Annotated in this window: 19 protein-coding genes; 14 read left to right on the plus strand and 5 right to left on the minus strand. The window is 57.0% G+C overall.

Annotated features, from left to right (window positions below):
* Window positions 1-346: 346 nt before the first annotated feature.
* Genes glyQ through SVU69_04890 form a run of 4 tightly spaced genes read left to right on the plus strand, consistent with a single transcriptional unit; the run spans window position 347 to window position 4,637 of the window.
* On the plus strand, window positions 347-1,264 hold the full coding sequence (gene glyQ / locus SVU69_04875) for a glycine--tRNA ligase subunit alpha (GenBank protein ID MDY6942329.1): 918 nt from the start codon (window positions 347-349) through the stop codon (window positions 1,262-1,264).
* Window positions 1,257-3,332 (plus strand): glycine--tRNA ligase subunit beta, encoded by a 2,076-nt coding sequence (gene glyS, locus SVU69_04880; GenBank protein ID MDY6942330.1) that lies wholly within the window; start codon window positions 1,257-1,259, stop codon window positions 3,330-3,332. The genes glyQ and glyS overlap by 8 nt, the downstream gene beginning before the upstream one ends.
* Window positions 3,329-3,907, plus strand: a complete 579-nt coding sequence (gene gmhB / locus SVU69_04885) for a D-glycero-beta-D-manno-heptose 1,7-bisphosphate 7-phosphatase (protein ID MDY6942331.1) — start codon at window positions 3,329-3,331, stop codon at window positions 3,905-3,907. The genes glyS and gmhB overlap by 4 nt, the downstream gene beginning before the upstream one ends.
* Window positions 3,894-4,637, plus strand: a complete 744-nt coding sequence (locus tag SVU69_04890; protein MDY6942332.1) for a lysophospholipid acyltransferase family protein — start codon at window positions 3,894-3,896, stop codon at window positions 4,635-4,637. Before gmhB ends, SVU69_04890 begins: the two co-directional genes overlap by 14 nt.
* Before the next feature lie 56 nt (window positions 4,638-4,693).
* On the opposite strand, the gene gyrB is transcribed toward SVU69_04890, so the two are convergent.
* The 4 genes from gyrB to dnaA form a co-directional block, all read right to left on the minus strand.
* Complete coding sequence (gyrB, locus tag SVU69_04895) at window positions 4,694-7,093, minus strand: DNA topoisomerase (ATP-hydrolyzing) subunit B (GenBank protein ID MDY6942333.1); 2,400 nt, start codon at window positions 7,091-7,093, stop codon at window positions 4,694-4,696.
* 30 nt (window positions 7,094-7,123) lie between these two features.
* Window positions 7,124-8,206: a DNA replication/repair protein RecF gene (gene recF / locus SVU69_04900; GenBank protein MDY6942334.1), complete on the minus strand. Its 1,083-nt coding sequence runs from the start codon at window positions 8,204-8,206 to the stop codon at window positions 7,124-7,126.
* 6 nt (window positions 8,207-8,212) lie between these two features.
* Window positions 8,213-9,313: a DNA polymerase III subunit beta gene (gene dnaN, locus SVU69_04905; GenBank protein ID MDY6942335.1), complete on the minus strand. Its 1,101-nt coding sequence runs from the start codon at window positions 9,311-9,313 to the stop codon at window positions 8,213-8,215.
* A 257-nt stretch (window positions 9,314-9,570) separates the two neighbouring features.
* Window positions 9,571-10,929, minus strand: coding sequence for a chromosomal replication initiator protein DnaA (gene dnaA / locus SVU69_04910; protein MDY6942336.1), 1,359 nt, complete (start codon window positions 10,927-10,929; stop codon window positions 9,571-9,573).
* Window positions 10,930-11,141: 212 nt separating this feature from the next.
* Here dnaA and rpmH point away from each other — a divergent pair, with 212 nt between their 5' ends.
* The 10 genes from rpmH to SVU69_04960 all read left to right on the plus strand — a co-directional run bounded on the left by rpmH (window position 11,142) and on the right by SVU69_04960 (window position 22,289).
* Window positions 11,142-11,276: a 50S ribosomal protein L34 gene (gene rpmH / locus SVU69_04915; protein ID MDY6942337.1), complete on the plus strand. Its 135-nt coding sequence runs from the start codon at window positions 11,142-11,144 to the stop codon at window positions 11,274-11,276.
* A complete protein-coding gene (gene rnpA / locus SVU69_04920; GenBank protein MDY6942338.1) occupies window positions 11,245-11,673 on the plus strand; it encodes a ribonuclease P protein component in 429 nt (142 codons plus the stop codon). Before rpmH ends, rnpA begins: the two co-directional genes overlap by 32 nt.
* 37 nt (window positions 11,674-11,710) lie before the next feature.
* A complete protein-coding gene (gene yidC, locus SVU69_04925) occupies window positions 11,711-13,381 on the plus strand; it encodes a membrane protein insertase YidC (GenBank protein ID MDY6942339.1) in 1,671 nt (556 codons plus the stop codon).
* Window positions 13,382-13,388: 7 nt separating this feature from the next.
* Window positions 13,389-14,756, plus strand: coding sequence for a tRNA uridine-5-carboxymethylaminomethyl(34) synthesis GTPase MnmE (gene mnmE, locus SVU69_04930; protein ID MDY6942340.1), 1,368 nt, complete (start codon window positions 13,389-13,391; stop codon window positions 14,754-14,756).
* Window positions 14,757-14,831: 75 nt separating this feature from the next.
* Window positions 14,832-16,697: a tRNA uridine-5-carboxymethylaminomethyl(34) synthesis enzyme MnmG gene (mnmG, locus tag SVU69_04935; protein ID MDY6942341.1), complete on the plus strand. Its 1,866-nt coding sequence runs from the start codon at window positions 14,832-14,834 to the stop codon at window positions 16,695-16,697.
* A gap of 125 nt (window positions 16,698-16,822) precedes the next feature.
* A complete protein-coding gene (locus SVU69_04940) occupies window positions 16,823-18,469 on the plus strand; it encodes a peptide ABC transporter substrate-binding protein (GenBank protein MDY6942342.1) in 1,647 nt (548 codons plus the stop codon).
* A 27-nt stretch (window positions 18,470-18,496) separates the two neighbouring features.
* Window positions 18,497-19,414, plus strand: coding sequence for an oligopeptide ABC transporter permease OppB (oppB, locus tag SVU69_04945; GenBank protein MDY6942343.1), 918 nt, complete (start codon window positions 18,497-18,499; stop codon window positions 19,412-19,414).
* Entirely contained in the window at window positions 19,410-20,318 is a 909-nt protein-coding gene (locus SVU69_04950) for an ABC transporter permease subunit (protein ID MDY6942344.1), read from the plus strand. The genes oppB and SVU69_04950 overlap by 5 nt, the downstream gene beginning before the upstream one ends.
* 2 nt (window positions 20,319-20,320) lie before the next feature.
* Window positions 20,321-21,289 carry an oligopeptide/dipeptide ABC transporter ATP-binding protein gene (locus SVU69_04955; GenBank protein ID MDY6942345.1) on the plus strand — a complete coding sequence of 323 codons (969 nt, stop codon included), beginning with the start codon at window positions 20,321-20,323 and terminating at the stop codon, window positions 21,287-21,289.
* Window positions 21,279-22,289, plus strand: coding sequence for an oligopeptide/dipeptide ABC transporter ATP-binding protein (locus SVU69_04960; GenBank protein ID MDY6942346.1), 1,011 nt, complete (start codon window positions 21,279-21,281; stop codon window positions 22,287-22,289). The genes SVU69_04955 and SVU69_04960 overlap by 11 nt, the downstream gene beginning before the upstream one ends.
* Here SVU69_04960 and SVU69_04965 read toward each other — a convergent pair.
* Entirely contained in the window at window positions 22,286-23,236 is a 951-nt protein-coding gene (locus tag SVU69_04965) for a ChaN family lipoprotein (GenBank protein MDY6942347.1), read from the minus strand. The genes SVU69_04960 and SVU69_04965 overlap by 4 nt on opposite strands.
* Between the last annotated feature and the right edge of the window lie 58 nt (window positions 23,237-23,294).

Genomic DNA, 23,294 nt, shown 5'->3' on the forward strand with positions numbered 1-23,294 from the left:
TGGACGAAACGGTGAATGGTTCTGGTTTCACTCATCTCGCACGCACATCCTAATACGGATTGAGGCTGGATGCTCGTTCACCATCACTGTCGTATCGTGGGTAACGGTCGTTTTCTGCTTCAGGACAGGCCCGGCCATCCCGAAATCCCGCCTCACGCTGATATTTCTTACCGCGTAACACAGATCGTGTCATGTTTTGTGCCGCATTTCGCGGGGGGTCAAGGGCGCTGGACCCATGGGCATGGACGGGTGCATGCAGAGCGCGCCCCAAGCTATACTGGCCCGCTGAATTCCCTAAGATAGAACCGAGAACGGTCCCGTTTTCGTCGTGACTTAAGGTCTACGCATGAGCGCATCAACCCCCGAGACGTTCCAGGATTTGATCCTGGCTCTCCAGACATTCTGGGCCAAGCAAGGCTGCGTCCTGCTACAACCGCTGGATATGGAAGTCGGGGCAGGAACCTTTCATCCCGCAACGTTTCTCCGAGCCATCGGTCCTGAACCCTGGCACGTGGCGTATGTTCAACCATCACGTCGGCCAACGGACGGACGTTACGGTGAAAACCCCAATCGCCTTCAACACTATTACCAGTTTCAGGTGCTTTTGAAGCCCTCGCCGGACCACATTCAAGAGCTTTATATCGATTCGCTCAAAGCACTGGGAATTGACCCGTTGGTCCACGATATTCGCTTCGTCGAAGACAATTGGGAGTCACCGACCCTCGGAGCCTGGGGACTGGGCTGGGAAGTCTGGCTGAACGGGATGGAAGTGACGCAGTTTACCTACTTCCAACAAGTAGGCGGTCTGGATTGTCGCCCGGTGAGTGGTGAAATCACTTACGGCCTGGAGCGAATCGCGATGTATCTACAGGGCGTCGCCTCCGTCTACGATTTGGTTTGGGCCCGCACACCAAAGGGCCCGGTGAGTTATGGCGACGTGTTTCATCAAAATGAGGTCGAGATGTCCCGCTACAACTTCGAGGTGGCCGCGACCAAACCTCTGTTCCGTCATTTCGACGAGTGTGAGTCGCAATGCCAAGCCTTGCTCGAAGCGGGCTTAGCGTTACCGGCGTACGAACAAGTCATCAACGCCTCACATACCTTCAATCTTCTTGATGCACGCAAAGCCATCTCCGTCGCTGAGCGGCAACGGTACATCTTGCGCGTTCGAGGCATGGCTCGCGCGGTTGCCGAACGCTACTATCAAACGCGCGAATCGCTCGGTTTTCCCATGTTGAAAGGGCGGGAGTCTTCGCATGGCTGAGCAATCGGAATTTTTACTCGAAATCGGTACGGAAGAATTGCCGCCCAAGGCGCTGCGTAAGCTGAGTGAAGCGCTGCGCGATCATTTGGGTAACGAGTTAGAACAACTCCAATTGAATTTCGATTCTATCCGGGCCCTGGCCAGTCCGAGACGTTTGGCCGTTCTGGTCTCAGGTTTGGAAACTGAGCAACCCGATCGCACGGAAGACCGACGTGGTCCAGCGATCGCCAGCGCGTTCGACTCGGAAGGGAATCCCACCAAAGCCGCAGAGGGTTTTGCCCGATCATGCGCCACCACGGTGGCCGAGTTGGATCGGTTAGTCACCGACAAGGGAGAGTGGTTGCTGGCGCGTTTGCACCAACCCGGTCAAACCGCAGTGGATTTGTTGCCCGAAGCCGTTCGCCTAGCCGTGGCCAAGTTACCCGTCCCGAAGTTGATGCGATGGGGTGATGGCGATGTCAGCTTTGTTCGGCCAGTTCACTGGGTCGTGATGTTACTGGGCCGTGATGTAGTAGGCGGCGAAGTTCTGGGACACGCGGCGGATCGTGTTACCCGGGGTCATCGTTTTCTCCACCCCGGGTCGGTGAGTCTGGATCAGGCGGGCGACTATACCGCGCAGCTCCGACAAGCGTCCGTGATGGTCGATACGGATGAACGGATTCAAACCATCCGAGCTCAGATTGAAAAACTCGCCCAAGAGCTCGGCGGGGAAGCTGTTCTCGACGCCGCACTCCTAGAAGAGGTGGCTGGGCTCATCGAATGGCCGGTGGCAATCGTAGGCGCAATCGAACATCGGTACTTGGCGCTGCCGCCGGAAGTCATCATTTCCACCATACAAGGTCATCAAAAGTATTTTGCCATTCGAGATCCGAAAAACGGTGGCTTGATGCCGTATTTCGTCACGGTAAGTAATCTGGTCAGCCGCGACCCGGTTCAAGTGAAGGCCGGTAATGAGCGTGTGGTGCGCCCGAGATTGGCCGACGCGGAGTTCTTCTACCGGGAAGACTTGAAGACCCCGCTGAAGGATCGGGCGAGCGCTCTTGGCGGCGTCGTTTTCCAAGACCGGTTGGGTTCCATGGCCGATCGCGTGGAGCGCCTCGAGAGGCTCGCCGCCCGAATCGGAGAGGCGCTCGGTGCAGATATTGAGGCCGTTCGGCAAGCCAGCCAGCTGGCCAAGGCGGATCTTTTATCGGGAATGGTGAACGAGTTTCCCGAACTGCAAGGGGTTATGGGCAGCTATTACGCGAGGGCACAGGGTTACTCCTCGAAGGTGGCTACGCCGATTAGGGAGCACTATCTACCCCGATTCGCCGGAGATGCGCTGCCTGCCGACCCGGAATCTCAGGCCCTCGCCTTAGCGGATCGGCTCGATCTACTGTGTGGAATATTCGCGCTTGGTCAACGTCCCACCGGGGAAAGGGACCCTTTCGGTTTACGGCGAGCTGCCATCGGCCTTCTGCGGATCGCCATCGAAGCGGAACAGGACGTGGATTTCGTGCCTTTGATAAAGGCGGCCGCTGACGCCCAACCGGTATCGACGGACCCGGAAACACGCAATGCCGTGTTCGATTTCATTTTCGAGCGCCTCAGGGTTCATTACCTTGAACAAGACATCCCGCACGATGTCATTTCGGCGGTGATGGCCCGACGTCCCGGATCGCCGCTGGATTTTGATCGTCGTCTCCGAGCGCTGCTGAACTTCCGACAGTCTTCGTCCTGGGAGGCTTTGGCCGCAGCGAACAAACGAATCCATAACATCCTCAAACAGGCGGAACCAAACAACACGCCGACAGATCCGGACCGGTTCGAGGAAGACGCCGAGAAAGCGGTTTTCAGCGCGATGTCAAATATCGCGCCGGAAGTTGAATCCGCACTTTTTCAGCGAGATTATAGCCGGGCCATGTTCCATCTCGCCCATCTGCGGGAACCGGTGGATCGTTTTTTCGACGAGGTGATGGTGATGGCGGACGATCCCGCCGTGCGCGCCAATCGGCTGAGTCTATTGGCGCAAATGCGCGAGATGTTTTTGGGGGTGGCGGATCTGTCGTGTCTACAGAACTCGGCATGAGTACAAATCGGCTTATCATTCTTGACCGCGATGGTGTGATCAATGCCGAGTCAGATCAATACATTAAAAACGTCGACGAGTGGCATCCGCTGCCAGGTAGCCTGGAGGCGGTCGTTCAGCTCAAGAATGCGGGTTACCGCGTCGTCTTGGCAACGAACCAATCCGCCATCGGGCGCGGCCTGATGAGCAAGCACGCACTTTACGAGATTTTCTGCGAGATGCAGCGCCGGCTTGCGCAGCTTGGCGGAGCGATAGATGCGATGTTTTACTGCCCGCATCATCCGGATGCCCATTGCCGGTGTCGCAAGCCTCAACCCGGCATGCTGGAACAGATCGCGCGTTATTATCACGTTTCGCTCGACGGCGTACCATTCGTCGGTGATGCTTCCCGCGATATCGACGCCGCCCGGGCGGCGGGGGCGCAACCCATTTTAGTACGGACCGGCCGGGGTTCGGATAACGAAGCCCTTTATTCATACTCCGAGGCGATACCGGTCTTTGATAACCTAGCCGCCTTTGCCAATGCCATGGCTGAGAATTCGCCTGATGGGGGAGACGTTCGTGCCCGCGAATAACCTTCACATTAGCTGGGTACAAAAGGGAAGGTGCATTCTATTCAAAGTTTGCGTCGTACTCAGCGTGCTTGCTTGGGCACCGATTTTTCTGATCGGGTCGTTGTTCGGATATCACGCAACGTATCGTTTGGCGTTAGTCTGGTTACGGTTTCACTATTGTCTGGTGCGTCGCCTGCTGGGACTCAGCTTTTCCGTCCATGGACAAGAACATCTGCCGCAAGGCCCCGTGGTGGTTCTGAGCAAACACCAATCGGCCCTTGAGACACTCACGTTTCAGCTGTTCATGCCCCGGCAGACTTGGGTGATCAAAAGAGAATTGCTCGGGATCCCGGTTTTTGGTTGGTGTCTCAAGCGCTTAAGACCCATTCATATCGACCGTGCATCGGCTGCCAGTGCACTCAAAGACGTGCTGCGCCAAGGCGCCGATCATCTCATCCAAGGCACTTGGGTTATTATCTTTCCCGAGGGGACACGGGTTGAGCCAGGCAAATCCAAGCCATACTTCAAAGGCGGCGCGTTGTTGGCAAAACGCGCGCGCGTACCGGTGGTTCCGATTGCTCACAATACCGGTGAATACTGGTTGAACGACTCGCCTTGGGTACGCGCCGGTCGCTGCGAAGTACGAATCGGGGAGCCCATTGATACGACAGCTTTGAGTCCAGCAGAGATCAATCAAAGAGCTCAGGACTGGATCGAAGGGTCGATGGATGAAATCAGCGAGTTTCGATAGTGACTTTATTGAGCCAACAATCTTTCAGCTGCCGATAACAACTCGTTTCCGAGTATTTAGACATCCAAGTTACCAACTAACAATGCATTTTTTTCAATAAACTCACGGCGCGGTTCGACCTGATCTCCCATCAACGTGGTAAAGATATCATCGGCTGCGATGACATCTTCGATATTGACCCGCAGCAGCCGTCGAGTCTCTGGATTCATCGTGGTCTCCCACAGCTGATCCGGATTCATCTCGCCGAGACCCTTATAGCGTTGAATATGTTGACCCCGCCAGCCTTCGTCCATCAACCAATCCACAGCAGTCTTGAAGTTGGTAATCGCCTGCTGCTTGTCTCCCCGCTCAATACGTGCAGAATCCTGGAGCAAGTCGGCCAGTTCCCGTCCGAGTTCGATCAGACCACGATACTCTGCGGAAACGAACAGTTCCCGAGGCAGGTTAATTGTTTGGGGGATACCGTGGCGAATCCGGTTTAAAGCCACGCCGTCAGCGCTTGCGCGCTGCAATTCATACCGTACTTGAGAATCACAGAGCGCATTGAGTTCGATGACCAAGCTCAGCGCCCAGTCACGGAGCTGCGCCCCGTCCCCCATCAACTCTTCTGTGACCGCCGTATGGTAGATCAGTGCTTCCAGAACCAAGGGGTCATAGTGACGTTTCAAGCGACCAATCGTCTGCATGGTCTGTTGGTACGTCCGAACCAAGCGTTCTAATGGCTCACCCGTAATAGGGGGGGCATCTGAAGCGACGAAAAGACGGGCACCATCCACCGCCGTTTCCAACAGGTAGTCGGCCAGTGCGGTGTCGTCTTTCAGATAACGCTCTTGTTTTCCTTTCTTGACCTTATATAAGGGCGGTTGGGCAATATACACGTGGCCCCGCTCTACCAACTCGAACATCTGACGGTATAGGAACGTCAACATCAAGGTACGGATGTGGGAGCCATCCACATCGGCATCGGTCATGATAATAATGCGATGATAACGAAGCTTGTCCGGATCAAAATCTTCTCTTCCCACCCCACAGCCCAGTGCCGTGATCAGGGTGGCCACTTCCTGCGAAGAGAGCATTTTGTCGAATCGGGCCTTTTCCACGTTCAGGATTTTTCCTTTCAACGGCAAGACGGCCTGAGCCCGTCTATCCCTCGCTTGTTTGGCCGAGCCGCCCGCAGAATCACCCTCAACAATAAAGATCTCCGACTTCGCCGGGTCTTTTTCTTGGCAGTCCGCTAACTTGCCCGGCAAACCCGCCACATCCAGAGCACCTTTTCGGCGGGTCATCTCGCGCGCTTTACGCGCCGCTTCTCGGGCTCGCGCGGCTTCCACGATTTTCGCCGCGATGGCTTTGGCGTCCTGCGGGTTTTCCATCAAAAACTCTGAGAGCTTCTCGGCGACCGCGTTCTCGACAATGCCCTTAACCTCCGAAGAAACCAGCTTGTCTTTGGTCTGAGACGAAAACTTCGGGTCCGGAACCTTAACCGACAACACGGCCGTCAAGCCCTCTCGCGAATCATCACCAACCGGGTTGACCTTGTCCTTTTTGACCAACCCGGACGTTTCGATGTACTGGTTCATCGTCCGCGTCAAAGCCGCGCGAAAACCTGCTAAGTGGGTGCCGCCGTCGCGCTGGGGAATGTTGTTGGTGAAACAAAAGACATTCTCTTGATAGGAATCATTCCACTGCAACGCCAGTTCGACCGATGTGTCATCACGGTCGACGATGAAATGAAAAATGCCGGGCTGAATTGGGGTTTTCTTTTTATTCAGATGCTCGACAAACGCTCGGATACCACCCTTATACTCGAACAATGCGTCGCGGTCAGCGCGCTCATCCGTCAACTGGATGCGTACACCTGAGTTCAAAAAAGACAGTTCACGAAGGCGGCGGGCCAGAATATCGAAATGGAACTCAATATTCGTGAAAGTTTCCGCGCTGGGTTTAAACCGAACCGTCGTCCCGGTACGATCCGTATCTCCGACGATTTCCAGTTTGGTCACCGGTTCGCCGTGTTCGTATCGCTGCCGATGGATTTTCCCCGCACGATAAATGGTTAACTCCAGGGTTTCGGACAAGGCATTCACCACTGAAACGCCAACACCGTGTAATCCACCGGAGACTTTGTAGGAGTTCGCGTCGAATTTCCCGCCTGCATGAAGGACGGTCATAATCACTTCCGCAGCCGGTCGACCCTCTTCCGGATGCATGTCGACCGGGATACCCCGCCCATTGTCACTGACCGTAACCGATTGATCGCCATGGATCACCACTTGGATCTCGCTACAATAGCCGGCCAAGGCTTCGTCAACGGCGTTGTCGACGACCTCGAACACCATGTGATGTAATCCGGTACCGTCATCCGTGTCCCCAATGTACATACCCGGACGCTTTCGAACAGCATCGAGCCCCTTGAGAACCTTAATATTGCTCGAGTCGTAGGAATTCGCACTCATTCCCTAGTCGCCTTAATAATAAAAAAGTAATTATATCATTGCCTTCACATGGCCGTGTTCCACGTGGAACCACCTTGTAGTGTCTATTTCTGCCGGCGGGTGCAAATCTCGACGAAGGCTGGATACCACAATCTGCGCCCCCAGCTGACCCATGGCCGCGGTCAACCGAATCACCCCCTCTTCATCCAATTCCGACGATAAATCGTCGACTAGAAGTAAGGGTGTGCATTGATTTACCTCCCGAGCAGTCGCCACCTGCGCAAACACCAGTGCGGCTGACAACAATTTCTGTTGCCCACGGGATAGACGTTCCGCCGCCGGGCGCCCGTCCACCAGAATATCCAGATCGGCCCGATGGGGGCCGGAACGCGTCTGTCCGTAGCGGACATCGACGGCAATGCCGTTCGAAATTGCCTCCCCAAGACTCTGCCCATCCGGCCAGCCGGACCGATACCGCAGAGTCAAAGACCCTATGTTCGCCAAATGCGCAACAAGCGACTCAATCTTCGGCTGCAATTCTGCCAACTGTTGCCGACGCCACCGATCAATCAACTCCCCAGCTTCGACCAGTGAGTGATCCCAAACCCGAATCTCGGACGGACGACCGCCGCGCCTCAAACAGGCATTTCTCTGATCTAATGCGCCACGAAACCGACGCCAAGCGGCATGGGAGGTGTGTTCCACGTGGAACACACTCCAGTCCAAATACCGTCGACGCTCTGCCGGTCCGCCCGAAACCAGTTCGTGACTTCGGCTATGCAGAACTTGCACCGGCAAACGGTGAGCCAACTCCCCGATAGACCTTGCGGGCTGACCGCCGATGCGTGCTTCAACGCCCTGACTGGTCGTCCAACTCAGACCCATCGGCCAGGCCCGCCCAGGACCACAGGTGACTTGCCCGAACACTTGAAAGCCACTCGCACCCGCTTTCACAAGTGGCTTACGGAGATTGGTGCGGAAGGATCGTCCGTGCCCCAGAACGGCAATGGCTTCTAAAAAGCTGGTCTTCCCAGAGCCATTTTGACCGAACACACAATTCCATTGTTCACTGAGCTCAACATCCAAGTGTTGGAAACACCGGAACGTTCGGCTCCCCAAAGAAACAAGGGGCATAGGCAATTAGAGACGCATGGGCATCACAACATGCCGGCTGCGCTCGTCGCTCAGGCCATGAATCACACAACTGCCGTTCCCATCGGTAAACTCGACTTCAATCTCATCGGCTGGTACGACGGACAAGGGATCCAATAAGTAACCGACGTTAAACCCGATCTCCAAGCCTTCGCCCTGAAATTTCGCCTGCAACTGTTCTTCCGCATTTTCATGTTCGGAATTGTGGGCGAGCACTACCACACTATCCGGACTCAGATTCAAGCGAACACCTCGGAACTTTTCGTTCGACAAAATCGCGGCACGGGTAAGCGCTTGGCGAAACTGACCGCGATCGACGACCAGTCGACGAGCTCCCTTCGGGGGGATAACTTTCTCATAATCCGGGAAACGACCATCGACCAACTTCGAAGTGAACTGCCGCGAACCCAAGTTAACCCGAATGTGATTATGGCTGACTTCAATGTCCGCTTGGTCCTCATCGTCGGTCAACAAACGCTGCAATTCCAATATCCCTTTTCGGGGAACGATGACTTGGCGAACGCCCACATCTGGCAGCGCCATGTCGATATCACACAAAGAAAGCCGATGACCATCGGTGCCTACCGCTCTGAGCTTGTTGGGACGAAACTCAAAAAGTAGCCCATTCAAGTAGTAGCGAACATCCTGATGGGCCATCGCGAACTGGGTTTGCTCGATTAAGTGCTTCAAATGAGCTTGCGAAATTTGGAAACTCAGATCGCCATCGACCGAATCCACCAACGGGAAGTCATCCGCGGGTAAGGTTGCTAAGGAAAATCGGCTGCCTCCCGATTTTAGAACCAACCGATCTCCCTCGGCGGCGATAGCGATCTCGCTGGACTCCGGAAGGGAACGACAGATATCCATGAGTTTGCGTCCGGCGACCGTTGTGGCGCCAGCAAGCCCTTCATCCAAATCCGCGTGAGCGACCATCTCCACTTCCAGATCCGTTGCCGCCAGCCACAGCTTGTTATCTCTAACGCGCAGCAACACGTTTGCGAGTATGGGCATGGTTTGGCGTCTTTCGACAACACCAACCACGGCTTGAAGGGGAGACAACAAATTTTCGCGTACGATTTCGAGCTTCATCACGATCCCTGCTTGCCGGACTTCTTAACTACAGCAAAATATATTAAATATCCTAGTTGTTGTAATTGGTCTCAACCGTTGCTGTGAGCAAAACCATAAAAAACAAATAAAATAAATCACTTAAACGGATTTTCAGCTACCTTGAACTTTGTGCAAATGACTGAAAAAACCTGGGGATAATTTGGGGGTAACATTTGCCCCCTTGGGTATCCGCAGAGAAATACCCAGATTATCCACAGGTTTTACCGGGTTTACCCTCAACCCGACAGAATTCGAAGCAACAACTGATAATCTTCCTCTATACTGGGATCGGATTCACGAAGCTCCTGAATTTTCCGACACGCATGGAGCACGGTTGTGTGATCACGTCCACCGAACGAACGACCGATGTCCGGCAAGCTATGGTTAGTTAATTCCTTGGCCAGTGCCATCGCGATTTGTCGGGGGCGCGCGATCGTTCGCGTCCTCCGCGTGGATAATAAATCGGCAACGCGAAGTTTATAATAGTCTGCGACGGTTTTTTGAATGTTCTCCGGCGTGATTTTCTTCTGCTGCAATATGAGCAGATCTTTCAATGCCTCGCGGCTGAGATCCAGGGTGATCGGCTGGCCGGTAAAACGGGAACTGGCCATCACCCTGCGCAACGCGCCTTCGAGCTCCCGAACATTGGAACGAATGCGTTTGGCAATGAAAAAGGCCACGTCGCTGGGCAATTCGATGGCGGACTGCTCGGCTTTCTTCATCAGGATCGCAACTCGCGTTTCCAACTCCGGCGGTTCGATCGCCACCGTCAAACCCCACCCGAAGCGCGATTTCAAGCGTTCCTCTAGGCCTTCGACCTCTCGCGGGTAGCGATCGCATGTCAGTATGATTTGTTTTTGGGCCTCGACCAGCGAGTTGAAAGTGTGAAAGAACTCTTCCTGGGATTGCTCTTTGAATGCGAAAAACTGAATGTCATCAATGAAAAGGGCATCGACGGACCGATAAAGCTTTTTGAACTCATCGATTCGGCGGTGACGCAAGGCATTGACCATGTCGTCGACGAAGCGTTCCGAGTGAAGATAAATAATCTTACGCTCGGGTCGTCGGGCCAGCATTTGGTGACCCACGGCATGCATGAGGTGGGTTTTGCCTAACCCAACACCACCATAAATAAACAGTGGGTTATACGATTCGCCGGGGTTGTCGGCCACCTGGCGGGCTGCCGCGATGGCCATGTGATTGGATTTACCTTCGACGAAGCTGTCGAAGGTAAATGTGTTGTTGAGATTGCTACCCACTCCGCGGCGGCCGGTGCTTCGGTTCCGTTTGGGGCCGACTGCGCCGTTGTTCGCCGTGTCGCGTTCGCCACCGAGCGTGCCGACCTCCACGGTGACGGCGGGCTGGTGTTCGTGAGACAATTCAGAAACCGCTTCTTGAATTAAACCGAAAAAATTCCGATGAACGCGGTCTTGGACGATGGGATTTGGAGCCAACAGACGGAGGCAATCGTTTTTCTCTACGGCTTGTAGCGGTCTAATCCAGGTGTTGAGTTCCTGTTCTGGTAGCCGTGTTTCCAGGTATCTTACGCACTCCTGCCACAGTCCCACGTTGAACCGAACTCCTTCAGCTGACATCGAAAAAATGCTCTTTCCGGCCCAGGTCATGATCGACCTGATTGGCGAATGGCCCAGTCTATACCCCTTCGAGAACCTATACCACCGCTTCGAAACAGACTTCAGAGGTTGACAGCGGAGGGTCAGAGCCTTTAGGATCTCGCGCCTAAAAATACCCGGCGATCAAATCTCAAGTATTTGTTTTGCCGAACAATTTACTTGCGGATAAGGCCATGAAACGAACTTTTCAGCCCAGCAACCTGCGGCGCAAACGAACCCATGGATTCCGTCAACGGACATCAACCCGGGGTGGTCGTTTGGTGTTGAAATCCAGACGTGCGAAAGGACGCCATCGCCTTTCAGCGTAAATCTCAGACAGTCAGCAGCGTGGTGACGGTCAACCGGGGCTTTCCCCGCGACGCGCGTTTGACCCGCCGAGCGGAATTCGATCGGGTGTTTGCCGAAGCGACGGGTTCAAAAGACACCTATCTGACCGTCTTGGCTCGGCCCAACGGCCTGGGGCGACCTCGGCTGGGCATGGTCGTGTCAAATCGGAACGCTGGTGGCGTGGTGGCGCGAAATCGCATCAAACGGGCGGTGCGGGAGAGCTTCCGGCATCGGCAATATGAATTGAACGGACTGGACATCGTCGTATTGGCGAAACCCGATGTGGCTTCTGCCACCCGTAGTCAATTGTTCGCAAGCCTGGAAAGACATTGGCGGCGCATCATCGAACGGACCCGACGGCGGAATGCCGTTCAATGAGTCGCGATGCAGTCCTTGACGGCATTCGAGGGTACTCATGGAAAATGTGCGCTTCCTGCTTTTGGCAGCATTGATTTTTCTCGGTTTCTTGCTGTGGCAAGCCTGGCAAGAAGACTTTGCGCCAACCGAGATCAGTCAACCTGCCTCCCCGCCCATCGCCACAACCTCGCCCGGTTCGGTGGAAACCGACGATCGTCCCCAGGCGACGGTTGGCGGAGCGGCCCCGCCAGCTTCCGCAATGACAGCCCCCGCACTCACCAGCGGTCATCGCATCGTGGCGGAGACGGATGTGCTTCGCGTGGAGATCGATACCCGCGGCGGCGATTTACGATCCGTTCAATTGCTCCAGTATCCCCAATCTTTGGGTGAAGTTGCCGAGCCCGTCGAATTGTTGGCTGACGGCAACGGTCGGTTCTTTGTGGCCCAAAGCGGAATTCTCGCGGCCGAAGGGATGGCGCCGGACCATTTGGCGGATTTCTCCATTGACCAGGCAAGCTATCGCTTGGTCGACGGTGCCGATTCCCTAGTGGTACCGCTGACCTGGGAGTCGGCCAGCGGCGTGAAGATTACCAAGACCTACGTGTTGCACCGCGGCCGCTACGACGTCGATTTGACCTATCAAGTAGAGAACGGCACCCAAGCCACGTGGCAAGGCCGTCCCTATAGCCAGCTGCAACGCAGTGATGCGGAATCCAAGGGGGGCAGCTTTTTCATGCCCCAAAGCTATGTCGGCGGTGCCTATTACGATGGCAAGTACCACAAGCTGGATTTCGGCGACCTGGACGAAGAGGCACTGGACACTGAAATCACCGGTGGTTGGGCTGCCATGCTGCAACACTATTTTGTCGCCGCCGTGATCCCTCCACCGGAAATCGTCAACCGCTACTATGGCAAGACGCTATCCGGCAACCGTTATTTGATGGGCTTTGTCAGTTCCACCGAAAGCGTGGAACCTGGCGGGACCATCAGTTTCGGCAATCGGGTCTATGCCGGGCCAAAAGCACAAGATGCCTTGGGCGATATCGCACCTGGCTTAGAGTTGACCGTCGACTACGGCATATTCACCATTATTGCCCAGCCACTATTTTTGGTGCTTTCCTGGTTCCACGCGCTGGTTGGTAACTGGGGTTTGTCCATTATTATTCTGACCTTCGTGATTAAGCTCGCCTTCTACAAGCTGTCGGAATCCCAATACCGCTCCATGGCTAAAATGCGCCAGTTCGCACCCCGTATTCAGGCGTTACGGGAACGCTTCGGGGACGATCGTCAAAAGCTCAACGAAGCGATGATGGAGTTGTATCGCAAAGAGAAATTCAATCCCCTGGGCGGGTGTCTACCGCTTTTGGTTCAAATGCCGGTGTTTATCTCGCTCTATTGGGTGCTGTCAGAGAGCGTGGAGTTGCGTCAGGCACCTTTCCTTTTATGGGTCGATGATCTGTCCAACCCTGATCCGTACTATGTCTTGCCGATTCTGTTCGGCGTCAGCATGTGGGCTCAACAGAAGCTCAGTGCTGCCCAGGCGACGATGGATCCCATCCAGCAACGGGTGATGATGTTTATGCCAGTGGGACTCACCGTATTCTTCGCGCTTTTCCCATCCGGCTTGGTGCTTTATTGGTTGGTCAACAACGTTCTCAGCATTATTCAACAGTGGTATATCACCCGAAAAGTGGATGCGGAGACCGGAAAGACCCAACCTGCCACTTGAGGTCCGTGTGACCTACGTTCGGGACACGATTGCCGCGGTGGCTACGCCACCGGGTTTCGGCGCCGTAGGTATCGTCCGACTGTCCGGTCCCCAGGCGCCGGAAATAGCCCGTACCATGGCAGGCTCGTTGCCTGACGCGCGTCAGGCCAAGTTTGCTCGGTTTGTCGATGCGGCGGGAGTGCCCATCGATGAAGGACTCATCCTGTATTTTCCCGCACCGCACTCGTTTACCGGCGAGCACGTCGTGGAGTTTCAGGGCCACGGTGGTCCTGTGGTGATGGATCTTTTGCTCGCGCGCTGTCTCGGATTGGGGGCGCGCGCGGCACGCCCGGGCGAATTCTCGGAGCGGGCGTTTTTGAATGGCAAGTTAGATCTGACCCAGGCTGAGGCAGTGGCCGATTTGATCGCCAGCGGTTCGGTGGCTGCCGTCCGCGCCGCAGGGGCTTCGCTGCGGGGTGAATTCTCCCACCGTGTGGACAGTCTGGTTGAGGCCTTGACCGAGCTTCGCGCTTACACCGAAGCGGCGTTGGATTTCCCGGATGAGGAGATCGACTTCCTCTCCTCGGGGGATGTCGCCGGGCGGATTGCAGATCTAATCACACGGATCGACGCGCTCATGGCGACGGCCGACCAGGGGCGTTTGCTGAGCGAGGGCATGACCGTGGTCATCGCGGGTCCGCCCAATGCCGGTAAATCCAGTTTACTCAATCGCTTGGCGGGTGAAGAAACCGCCATCGTCAGCGATATTCCCGGTACCACCCGGGATGTGCTGAAAACCCAGATTCTCATCGACGGCATGCCGGTGCATGTGGTCGATACTGCCGGTCTGCGAGCCAGTGATGACCAAATCGAGCGGGAAGGGATTCGTCGTGCCCGCAGCGCCGCGGCCAGTGCTGATGCCTTATTGTGGGTGACCGATGATCGGCTGGATGCGGGCGATCCGGTCGACTACTTGGCAGAAATGGCGGTGACGATCCCGGATGGCTCCCCGATGCTATGGGTTCGAAACAAAATCGATTTGACCGGGACCCCCCCGGGTCCGGTGTCCGGCTTCGCTGCTAACCGACAGGTTCTCGGCGTCTCGGCCCGAAGCGGCGCGGGGCTCGAGGTGTTGCGGCAGGAACTTCGGTCGGTGGTGGGTAAGGGCGGTTCTGATGCCGGAATTTTCTCCGCTCGCCGAAGACACATGGATGCCCTGGCGCGGGCTCGCCGCCATTTGATTGCCGGTCGTCGCCAGCTGGACACCGCAGCGGCGGGTGAATTAGTGGCCGAAGAGTTGAAGCTTGCGCAGCAGCATTTGGGAGAGATCACCGGCAAGGTCACCAGTGATGATCTGCTGGGAAAAATTTTCTCCAGTTTTTGTATCGGCAAGTGAAACCCTGTCTCGGGCTTGGTCTGATACGGGAAAAATCATACAATTTCTTGTTTTAGAAACAGATTAAGTACCGTTATGTCGTATCCCGATACTTTTGATGTCATCGTTGTCGGTGGCGGCCATGCTGGCACGGAAGCGGCCCTGGCCGCAGCCCGTATGGGGGTGCGCGTGCTGCTGCTGACCCACAATATCGAAACCCTCGGGCAAATGAGCTGCAATCCCGCCATCGGGGGTATCGGCAAGGGCCACTTGGTCAAGGAAATTGATGCCCTCGGCGGACTGATGGCCCGAGCGGCCGATCGTGCCGGCATCCATTTCCGTATTCTTAATGCGCGCAAGGGCCCGGCGGTGCGGGCGACCCGTTGCCAAGCGGACCGGGTGCTGTATAAGTCCGCCGTGCGCGAGGTGTTGGAGCGAGAGCCGAATTTGACGCTGTTCCAGCAAGCGGTTGACGACCTGCTGGTTGAGCAGGGAGCCGTCTGCGGCGTGGTGACCCAGTTGGGCTTGACGTTTCGGGCCCAGGCGGTGGTTTTGACGGTCGGCACCTTCCTCGGCGGCCGAATTCACGTCGGCTTATCGAATCACGAGGGCGGGCGAGCCGGCGATCCCCCAGCCAACGCATTGGCCGCACGCTTGCGGGAAATGCCGCTGGGCGTAGGCCGGTTGAAGACCGGCACCCCGCCGAGAATCGACGGCCGGAGCATCGATTATGATCGTCTGCAACGGCAACCGGGTGATGACCCCTTACCGGTGTTTTCGTTCCTGGGTACGCCATCTGAGCATCCGGGCCAGATTCCGTGTCACATTACCCACACTAACGAGCGCACCCACGAGATTATTCGGGGCGGTTTGGATCGTTCACCCATGTACACCGGGCAGATCGAAGGGGTCGGTCCTCGTTACTGCCCGTCGGTTGAAGACAAAGTGATGCGCTTCGCCGAGAAGACCTCCCACCAGGTATTCCTGGAGCCGGAGGGTCTCAACACCACGGAGGTCTACCCCAACGGCATTTCAACCAGTTTGCCGTTCGACATTCAGTATGCCCTCGTGCGGTCGATGGCTGGCTTAGAACAGGCGCGTCTTACCCGTCCAGGGTATGCGATCGAATACGATTATTTCGATCCGCGAGGGCTTAAGCACTCGCTGGAAACTCAGTGTTTGCCCAATCTCTTTTTCGCTGGTCAGATCAACGGAACCACGGGCTACGAAGAAGCCGCGGCGCAAGGCCTGATCGCTGGCTTGAACGCCGCCAGGCGCGTTTTGGGCGAGCCGGCTTGGACGCCGCGCCGCGATCAAGCCTATATTGGCGTCCTGATCGATGATCTGGTGACCTGCGGTACGGTAGAGCCCTACCGGATGTTTACCAGTCGTGCCGAGTATCGCTTGCTACTGCGTGAGGACAACGCCGATCTCCGGCTGACGGAAATCGGCCGTGAGCTGGGATTGGTTCCCGCCGAGCGTTGGGATCACTACGCCCGCAAGCGGGACGCTATTGCCGCCGAACTGCAACGGTTGGAACAAACCTGGATCCGGCCCGAGGAGCTCTCGCAACCGGATGCAGCACGGGTGCTCGGAACAGCGCTGACCCGGGAGCAGCGTGCCAGCGAGCTTTTAAAGCGGCCGGATGTGGATTACGCCGGCTTGATGGATCTGGTCGGATTAACGCCGGTGGTTGGCCCGGTGGCGGATCAGGTTACGATCCAGGCAAAGTACGCTGGTTACATCGATCGGCAAAAGCGAGAGATCGCGCGGCAACGGGAACACGAGCAAACGCTCTTGCCGGAAACCTTGGATTACCAACGCGTCAGTGGGCTTTCGAATGAAGTGCGCCAGAAGCTCGCCAACGTTCGGCCGAGCACGGTGGGTCAGGCGGCACGAATATCGGGTGTTACCCCGGCGGCCATCTCGTTGCTGCTGGTGCACCTGAAGCGGTCGGCCTAGTTGTCAGACCGGGGCGGTTGTCGTTGGGGCCATCTCGACCGAGTCATACTATTTAATAATCGCAACGAGGGCACGCGCTTGTACCACTGCGTGCTGGCTGCTAGGGCAAAGGAAAGGCCGAAGCCATGATTAACAACCGGAACATGATCACACTCCTAGGCATCCTGCTGTTCTCACTGATGCTGACAGGGTGTTCGAGCGACGATCCAGTCGACACTCAGAAACAAGGTCCGCTGATCGAGCGGGGTCTGACCGTCCTGCGCAAAGGCAACGGGGCCGAACCCCAGACCTTGGATCCCCATCGCGCTGAAGATGTGTCCTCATCCAATATTCTCCGCGATTTGTACGAAGGTTTGGTCTTGACCGGCTCAGATGGGGGACCCATCCCGGGCGTGGCAGAGTCCTGGGATATCAGTGCCGATGGGAAAACCTACATTTTCAATCTGCGCCCGACCGCGCATTGGTCCAATGGTGACCCGGTGGTTGCCGCTGACTTCGTGGCGGGTATGCGGCGAAGTGTCGACCCCGCCACGGGTTCCAATTACGGGTTGATTCTGGCGCCCATCCTCAATGCCGAAGCCATTCTCGCCGGCGATCTAGCGCCTCGGGCCTTGGCGGTTGATGCCCTGGATGCCCATACGCTGAGAATCCAGCTCAAAGCCCCCACGCCTTATTTTCTGGGTCTACTCACTCACTCCACGACCTATCCTATTCATCGGTCGTCGCTGAAGGCGTACGGCGAACGGTTCGCCCGGCCCGGACATATGGTCTCCAACGGCGCTTACAGCTTGGCTGAAGCGGTGGTGCAATCCCACATTACGCTACGTCGCAATCCCTACTATTGGGACAACGCCAACACCCATATCGACGAGGTTCGTTACTACCCGATTGAAGACGCCTCGGCCGAATTCAAACGCTATCGTGCCGGTGAGTTGGATTGGGGGGGGGTGCCCACGGCACAGTTCCCGTGGGCCAAAGAGCACTTGGGCTCCCAGCTGCACGTCAACCCGTATCTGGGCACCTACTACTATGGGTTTAATCTCACCCGTCCGCCGTTCGCTGGCGCGGAGAAGCTGCGGCGGGCCTTGTCCATGGCCATCGATCGGACGGTTCTGGCCGAAAAAATCACCGGTGCGGGTGAAATCCCGGCTTATGGCTGGGTACCGCCGGGGTTGCCCGGATACGAGCAGCAGCAGCTGGACTACGCCGAATGGACCCAGGAGGAGCGTATCACCGAGGCCCGTCGGCTGTACGCGGAGGCCGGATACTCGGCGGACAACCCGTTGCGGGTGGAGATTCGCTACAACACCTTGGAGGATCATCGCAAAATCGCGGTGGCGATCTCCCAGATGTGGAAACAAGCCCTTGGCGTTCAAACGACCTTGTTCAATGAGGAGTGGAAGGTCTTCCTGCAGAACCGTAAGCAGAAACAAGTCACCGAGGTTTTCCGCGCGGGCTGGATTGGCGACTACCCCGATCCCTATACCTTCCTGGAATTGATGCATTCCCAACACGGGATCAATGACTCGGGCTACGATAACCTGGACTACGATGCTTTGTTGGCAGCAATCTCTCAACTACCCGACGGTGAGGCGCGTAATCGGCTCATGGCGCAAGCGGAGTCGCGGCTGCTGGCAGATCATCCGGTGATTCCCTTGTTCTTCTATGTCAGTAAGACCTTGATCAAGCCCTGGGTTGAGGGTTACGTACCGAACATCATGAATCATCACTACACCAAAGATCTCATCATTCGGCGCCCCGTCGGGTTATAAACGGGTCACATTTCGGAGGAACCAGCGCTGTTACGTTATAGTCTTGCGCGCTTTTTCGGGGCATTGCCGACGCTCTGGGTCTTGGTCACCCTCGCATTTTTTCTCATTCGCGTTGCGCCTGGCGGGCCGTTCGATATCGAGAAAAATCTCCCCCCCGAGATCGAAGCCAATCTGGCCGCCAAGTACCATCTGGATGAACCGCTTTGGCAACAATACCTGCGCTACTTGGGTGATTTGTTGCGTGGCGACTTGGGACCGTCGTTCAAGTATGCCGATTACACTGTTAACGAACTGATTGCCCAGGGCTTCCCGGTCTCCCTGCGGTTGGGGGCGTTGGCCATGGCGTTGGCCTTGTTGCTCGGCTTAAGTGCCGGTATTTCGGCCGCCCTGCGGCAAAACCGTCCGACCGATTATGGTGTGATGGCGCTGTCCATGACCGGTATTTCCATCCCCAACTTTGTCGTGGCGCCCTTGCTGATTCTGTTTTTCGCCGTCGGCCTGGGCTGGCTACCTGCCGGCGGGCTGGACCAGGGCTGGGCCAGTTTGGTGTTGCCGGTCGTGGCCTTGGCACTGCCGATGGTGGCCTACATCGCGCGTTTGATGCGGGGGAGCATGATTGAAGTATTGCGCAGCAACTACATTCGTACCGCACATGCCAAAGGCTTGCCGACTTGGCTGGTTATTTTCCGCCACGCGATGAAACCGGCCCTGTTGCCCGTGGTCTCCTACCTCGGACCCGCCATGGCCGGCGTCATTACCGGCTCGGTCGTCATCGAGAGCATCTTCGGTATTCCGGGGATCGGGCGCTACTTCGTCCAGGGTGCATTGAACCGCGATTATACCCTGGTGATGGGGGTGGTCGTTTTCTATGGCACGCTGATCATTCTGTTCAACTTTTTCGTGGATTTGCTCTATGCGGTGCTGGATCCACGGGTCAGGTATTAAGTTCGTGTCACAGTCCAACGTATCCGTTCCATCAGCACTCGAAGGGCATCCCGTGAAGGGCCGCAGCCTTTGGGTCGACGCCGGGCGCCGCCTGCGGGCCAATCGCGCCGCCATGGTGAGTTTGGCAATCCTCATGACACTCGCGATTCTGGTTACCATCGGACCGTGGCTCAGTCCCTACGATTACGAGACCAGCGATTGGGACGCGATTCTGCTGACACCGTCTTTGACCTCGGGCCATATCTTTGGAACCGATTTTTTGGGACGCGATTTGTTTGCCCGGACCTTGTACGGCGGGCGGATATCATTGTTGGTCGGTGTGGCGGCGACCTTGGTCAGTTTGATCATCGGCATCAGCTACGGCGCCACGGCCGGTTACCTGGGTGGCCGGGTGGATAGCATCATGATGCGGATCGTGGATATTCTCTACGCCATGCCGTTTATGTTTTTCGTCATCTTGCTGATGGTCATCTTCGGCCGCAACATTTTGCTCATTTTCGCCGCCATCGGCGCCATCAACTGGTTGGATATGGCCCGCATCGTCCGCGGTCAGACCTTGAGTTTGAAACAGCGCGAATTTGTCGAAGCGGCGCAGGCTTATGGTGTTTCCAGTTTCGATATTTTACGTCGCCATGTCATTCCCAACCTCCTGGGGGTGGTGGTGGTTTATGTGACGCTGACCATCCCCCAAGTGATATTGGTGGAGTCGTTTTTGTCTTTTCTCGGTCTTGGCGTTCAAGAGCCCCAAACCAGCTGGGGAGCGCTGGTCAATGACGGCGCACAGCAGATGGAAACCGCACCATGGCTGCTCGTGTTCCCGGCGCTGTTTCTGGCACTGACCTTGTTTTGTTTTAATTTTATCGGCGACGGGCTGCGAGATGCCCTGGATCCCAAGGACCGCTAGCGGTGCTTTTGGACGTACAAGATCTCAGCGTGACTTTTGGCACGCCCGACGGCGCCGTGCCGGCGGTTCGAAATCTCAGTTTTACTCTGGATCAAGGCGAAACCCTGGGAATCGTCGGTGAATCCGGCTCTGGTAAGAGCCAGTCGGTACTCAGCATGATGGGATTACTGGCCGACAATGCTCAGGCCAGCGGATCGGTGCGCTTCGCGGGCGAGGAGTTGCTCGGCATGCCCGTTTCCGATCTTAACCGGTTGCGGGGCTCGCGGATTGCCATGGTGTTTCAGGACCCCATGACGTCCCTCAATCCCTATCTGACGGTAGGGCAACAAATGGCCGAGGTGTTGACCCGACACAAGGGCGTGTCCCGCGCCGTGGCCCGCCAGGAAGTGTTGCGCATGCTCGATGCCGTGCGCATCCCCGAAGGGATCTGCCGGATCGATCAATATCCCCACGAGTTTTCGGGGGGGATGCGGCAACGGGTGATGATCGCCATGGGCTTGCTGTGTCGGCCGCAGCTATTGATTGCAGACGAACCGACCACGGCACTGGACGTGACAGTCCAGGCACAAATCGTAGAGTTGTTGCGAGATCTTCGCACCGAGTTCAACACGGCCATCATCCTGATCACCCACGATTTGGGTGTGGTGGCCGGATTGTGCGACCGGCTATTGGTGATGTATGCCGGCGAAGCAGTGGAGTCCGGAAGTGTTCACGAGGTATTCGGCGATACCCGCCACCCGTACACCATGGGTTTGTTGGATTCGCTGCCTCGCCTGAGCAGTGTCGGGGAGCGTTTGCTGACCATTCCGGGCCAACCGCCCGATCCCCGCGCCTTGCCCAGCGGTTGCCCCTTCCACCCGCGCTGTCGCCATCGGGTCGCGATTTGCGATCGCCAGATTCCGGCGCTGACCGAGCCGCAGCCCGGTCATTTCAAGCGCTGCCATCTCGCGTTGGAATCCCATGAACGATAGTCCACTGCTGGAAGTCCGCGATCTGGCGGTCCATTTCCCCTGTCCGCGACCAAGCCTGTTTGGTGAGCGGCCGTATCTTCGGGCCGTCGACGGGCTGAGCTTCGAGGTTGGCGTAGGCGAAACGCTGGGCATCGTTGGCGAATCGGGATGCGGAAAATCCACCCTGGCACGTGGAATCTTGGGTTTGCTGCCGGTCAGCAGCGGCGAGGTGTTGTTGGAAGGTGAGTCCATCACCGGATTATCCAAAACTGCCAAGCACCGGCTTCGGCAGAAAGCCCAGATCATATTTCAGGATCCGCTGGCGTCCTTGAATCCCCGGATGACGGTGGGGCAGATTGTGGCCGAGCCGCTGTGGACATTCAGGCCCGATCTCGGACGTGACGCGACCCGGCGTGAGGTGGTGAAAACCTTGGAGCGTGTGGGCTTGTCCGAGCGCCACCTGAATGGCTATCCCCATGAGTTCTCCGGCGGGCAGTGCCAGCGCATCGGTATCGCGAGGGCGCTGATTCTGGGGCCCAAACTATTGATCTGCGATGAACCGGTATCGGCTCTGGATGTGTCTATTCAGGCGCAGATCGTCAATCTCTTGCAGGATTTGCAGGCGGAGATGTCTCTGACCTTGCTGTTCATCGCGCACGATCTGTCGGTGGTTCGTCATATCAGCCAGCGAATCATGGTCATGTATCTCGGTCGCGTGGTGGAGCTGGCGGACCGGGATGCCCTGTTTTCCCAGCCGGCGCATCCTTATACGCAGGCGCTGATTCAGTCCATTCCCTTGCCGGATCCCGAGATGGCGCGTGTTCGCCCGCCGGCCCTGGAAGGCGATCTACCCTCTCCCATTAACCCGCCGAGCGGTTGCCGGTTCCGCACTCGATGCACCTATGCCCGGTCTCAATGTGCCGAGACCGCCCCGCCCCTGCGTGAGTTGATACCCGGCCATCGGGTGGCCTGCCACTTTGCCGAGGAAATCGGTGAGTCGGTCCCCACACTGGCCTCTTAGCGCTTCTCGGTCAGGGCGTTGCCGGGCCCGGTGGTCTGCATCGCCCGAAACGCGGCGCAGGGATCTTCCGCCCGATGTCGTGGCTCGGTAAACCAGATGAAATCATAACCGGAGGACGCCGAAAGAGCCGGGGCCGGGTCTTCCGCGGCGGTTTCGATCAAGGCCACGGTGGTGACCTCGGTGTCATCCGCTTGTCGCCGGACGAATGCCGGAACACCCCAGCGCCGGTCCAGGTGACCGTTGCCGGTCAGCAAAACGCCACCGCCAGCCGTGGCGCGGGTCAGCAGTTGTCGGGCCATATAGGCATCTCGGACGTGCTGCGCGGCGACCATGCCAGGTAAGGCTGTTGGGGGGAGGGCATCGCAATGTGCCGCCGAGAGTAGCGCCGCGAGCGCGTCCTCCAGCGGGGCCGGAAACGCTGTTTCAATGGCCAGTTCCGCCTGCACCTCAGGTGCTAGCACGTCGATTCCGTCTTTGGCGACTTGTTTGATGATCCCCCGGGGAAGATCCGCGGGAGCCAGCGGCATTCGGGCATCCAGCGCTGCCTGAACCACCGGGCGATACAGTGACCAGTCCGGCCAGCCCCGCTCCTCCCACTGCACCTCGGCACCGAGCGCACCGGCATCGGTCGGGTGTTCACGCAGGTAGTTCGCCAGCGCGGGCTGTTCTTCCGTGGTGAGCATTTCCAGTAACAGCGTGCGCGGTGGACCTTGCCTTGCCAGCCCTTCGATCAGGCGCGTTTGGATTCGATGATGGACGGGGTGGTCATGGATTTCACCCAACACGATCAAAGGTGCCGTGGCCAAGCGCGCATGAAGATCAGTCTCTGTGATCCATCGACCTTCCCGGGTATCCCAGATCTTCGGTTCACTGGCCGCTGCATAGCCCGTCGATTCCACGATCAACATCACCACCAGGGCAAGAACACGTTTCCATTGCGTACTCATGTCTCTAGTCTACGCTGATGGAGACTTGCCGGCGTGCAGGCCGGAAGTTCTGATGAAT

This window comes from Pseudomonadota bacterium (assembly GCA_034189865.1).
Lineage (GTDB): Bacteria > Pseudomonadota > Gammaproteobacteria > UBA5335 > UBA5335 > JAXHTV01.

What these genes read in the sequence shown, in the direction of transcription:
- glyQ (MDY6942329.1), top strand. Translation starts at nt 347, where the DNA reads ATGAGCGCATCAACCCCCGAGACGTTCCAGGATTTGATCCTGGCTCTC.
- glyS (MDY6942330.1), top strand. Translation starts at nt 1,257, where the DNA reads ATGGCTGAGCAATCGGAATTTTTACTCGAAATCGGTACGGAAGAATTG.
- gmhB (MDY6942331.1), top strand. Translation starts at nt 3,329, where the DNA reads ATGAGTACAAATCGGCTTATCATTCTTGACCGCGATGGTGTGATCAAT.
- gyrB (MDY6942333.1), bottom strand. Translation starts at nt 7,093, where the DNA reads ATGAGTGCGAATTCCTACGACTCGAGCAATATTAAGGTTCTCAAGGGG.
- recF (MDY6942334.1), bottom strand. Translation starts at nt 8,206, where the DNA reads ATGCCCCTTGTTTCTTTGGGGAGCCGAACGTTCCGGTGTTTCCAACAC.
- dnaN (MDY6942335.1), bottom strand. Translation starts at nt 9,313, where the DNA reads ATGAAGCTCGAAATCGTACGCGAAAATTTGTTGTCTCCCCTTCAAGCC.
- dnaA (MDY6942336.1), bottom strand. Translation starts at nt 10,929, where the DNA reads ATGTCAGCTGAAGGAGTTCGGTTCAACGTGGGACTGTGGCAGGAGTGC.
- rpmH (MDY6942337.1), top strand. Translation starts at nt 11,142, where the DNA reads ATGAAACGAACTTTTCAGCCCAGCAACCTGCGGCGCAAACGAACCCAT.
- yidC (MDY6942339.1), top strand. Translation starts at nt 11,711, where the DNA reads ATGGAAAATGTGCGCTTCCTGCTTTTGGCAGCATTGATTTTTCTCGGT.
- mnmG (MDY6942341.1), top strand. Translation starts at nt 14,832, where the DNA reads ATGTCGTATCCCGATACTTTTGATGTCATCGTTGTCGGTGGCGGCCAT.
- SVU69_04940 (MDY6942342.1), top strand. Translation starts at nt 16,823, where the DNA reads ATGATTAACAACCGGAACATGATCACACTCCTAGGCATCCTGCTGTTC.
- SVU69_04960 (MDY6942346.1), top strand. Translation starts at nt 21,279, where the DNA reads ATGAACGATAGTCCACTGCTGGAAGTCCGCGATCTGGCGGTCCATTTC.
- SVU69_04965 (MDY6942347.1), bottom strand. Translation starts at nt 23,236, where the DNA reads ATGAGTACGCAATGGAAACGTGTTCTTGCCCTGGTGGTGATGTTGATC.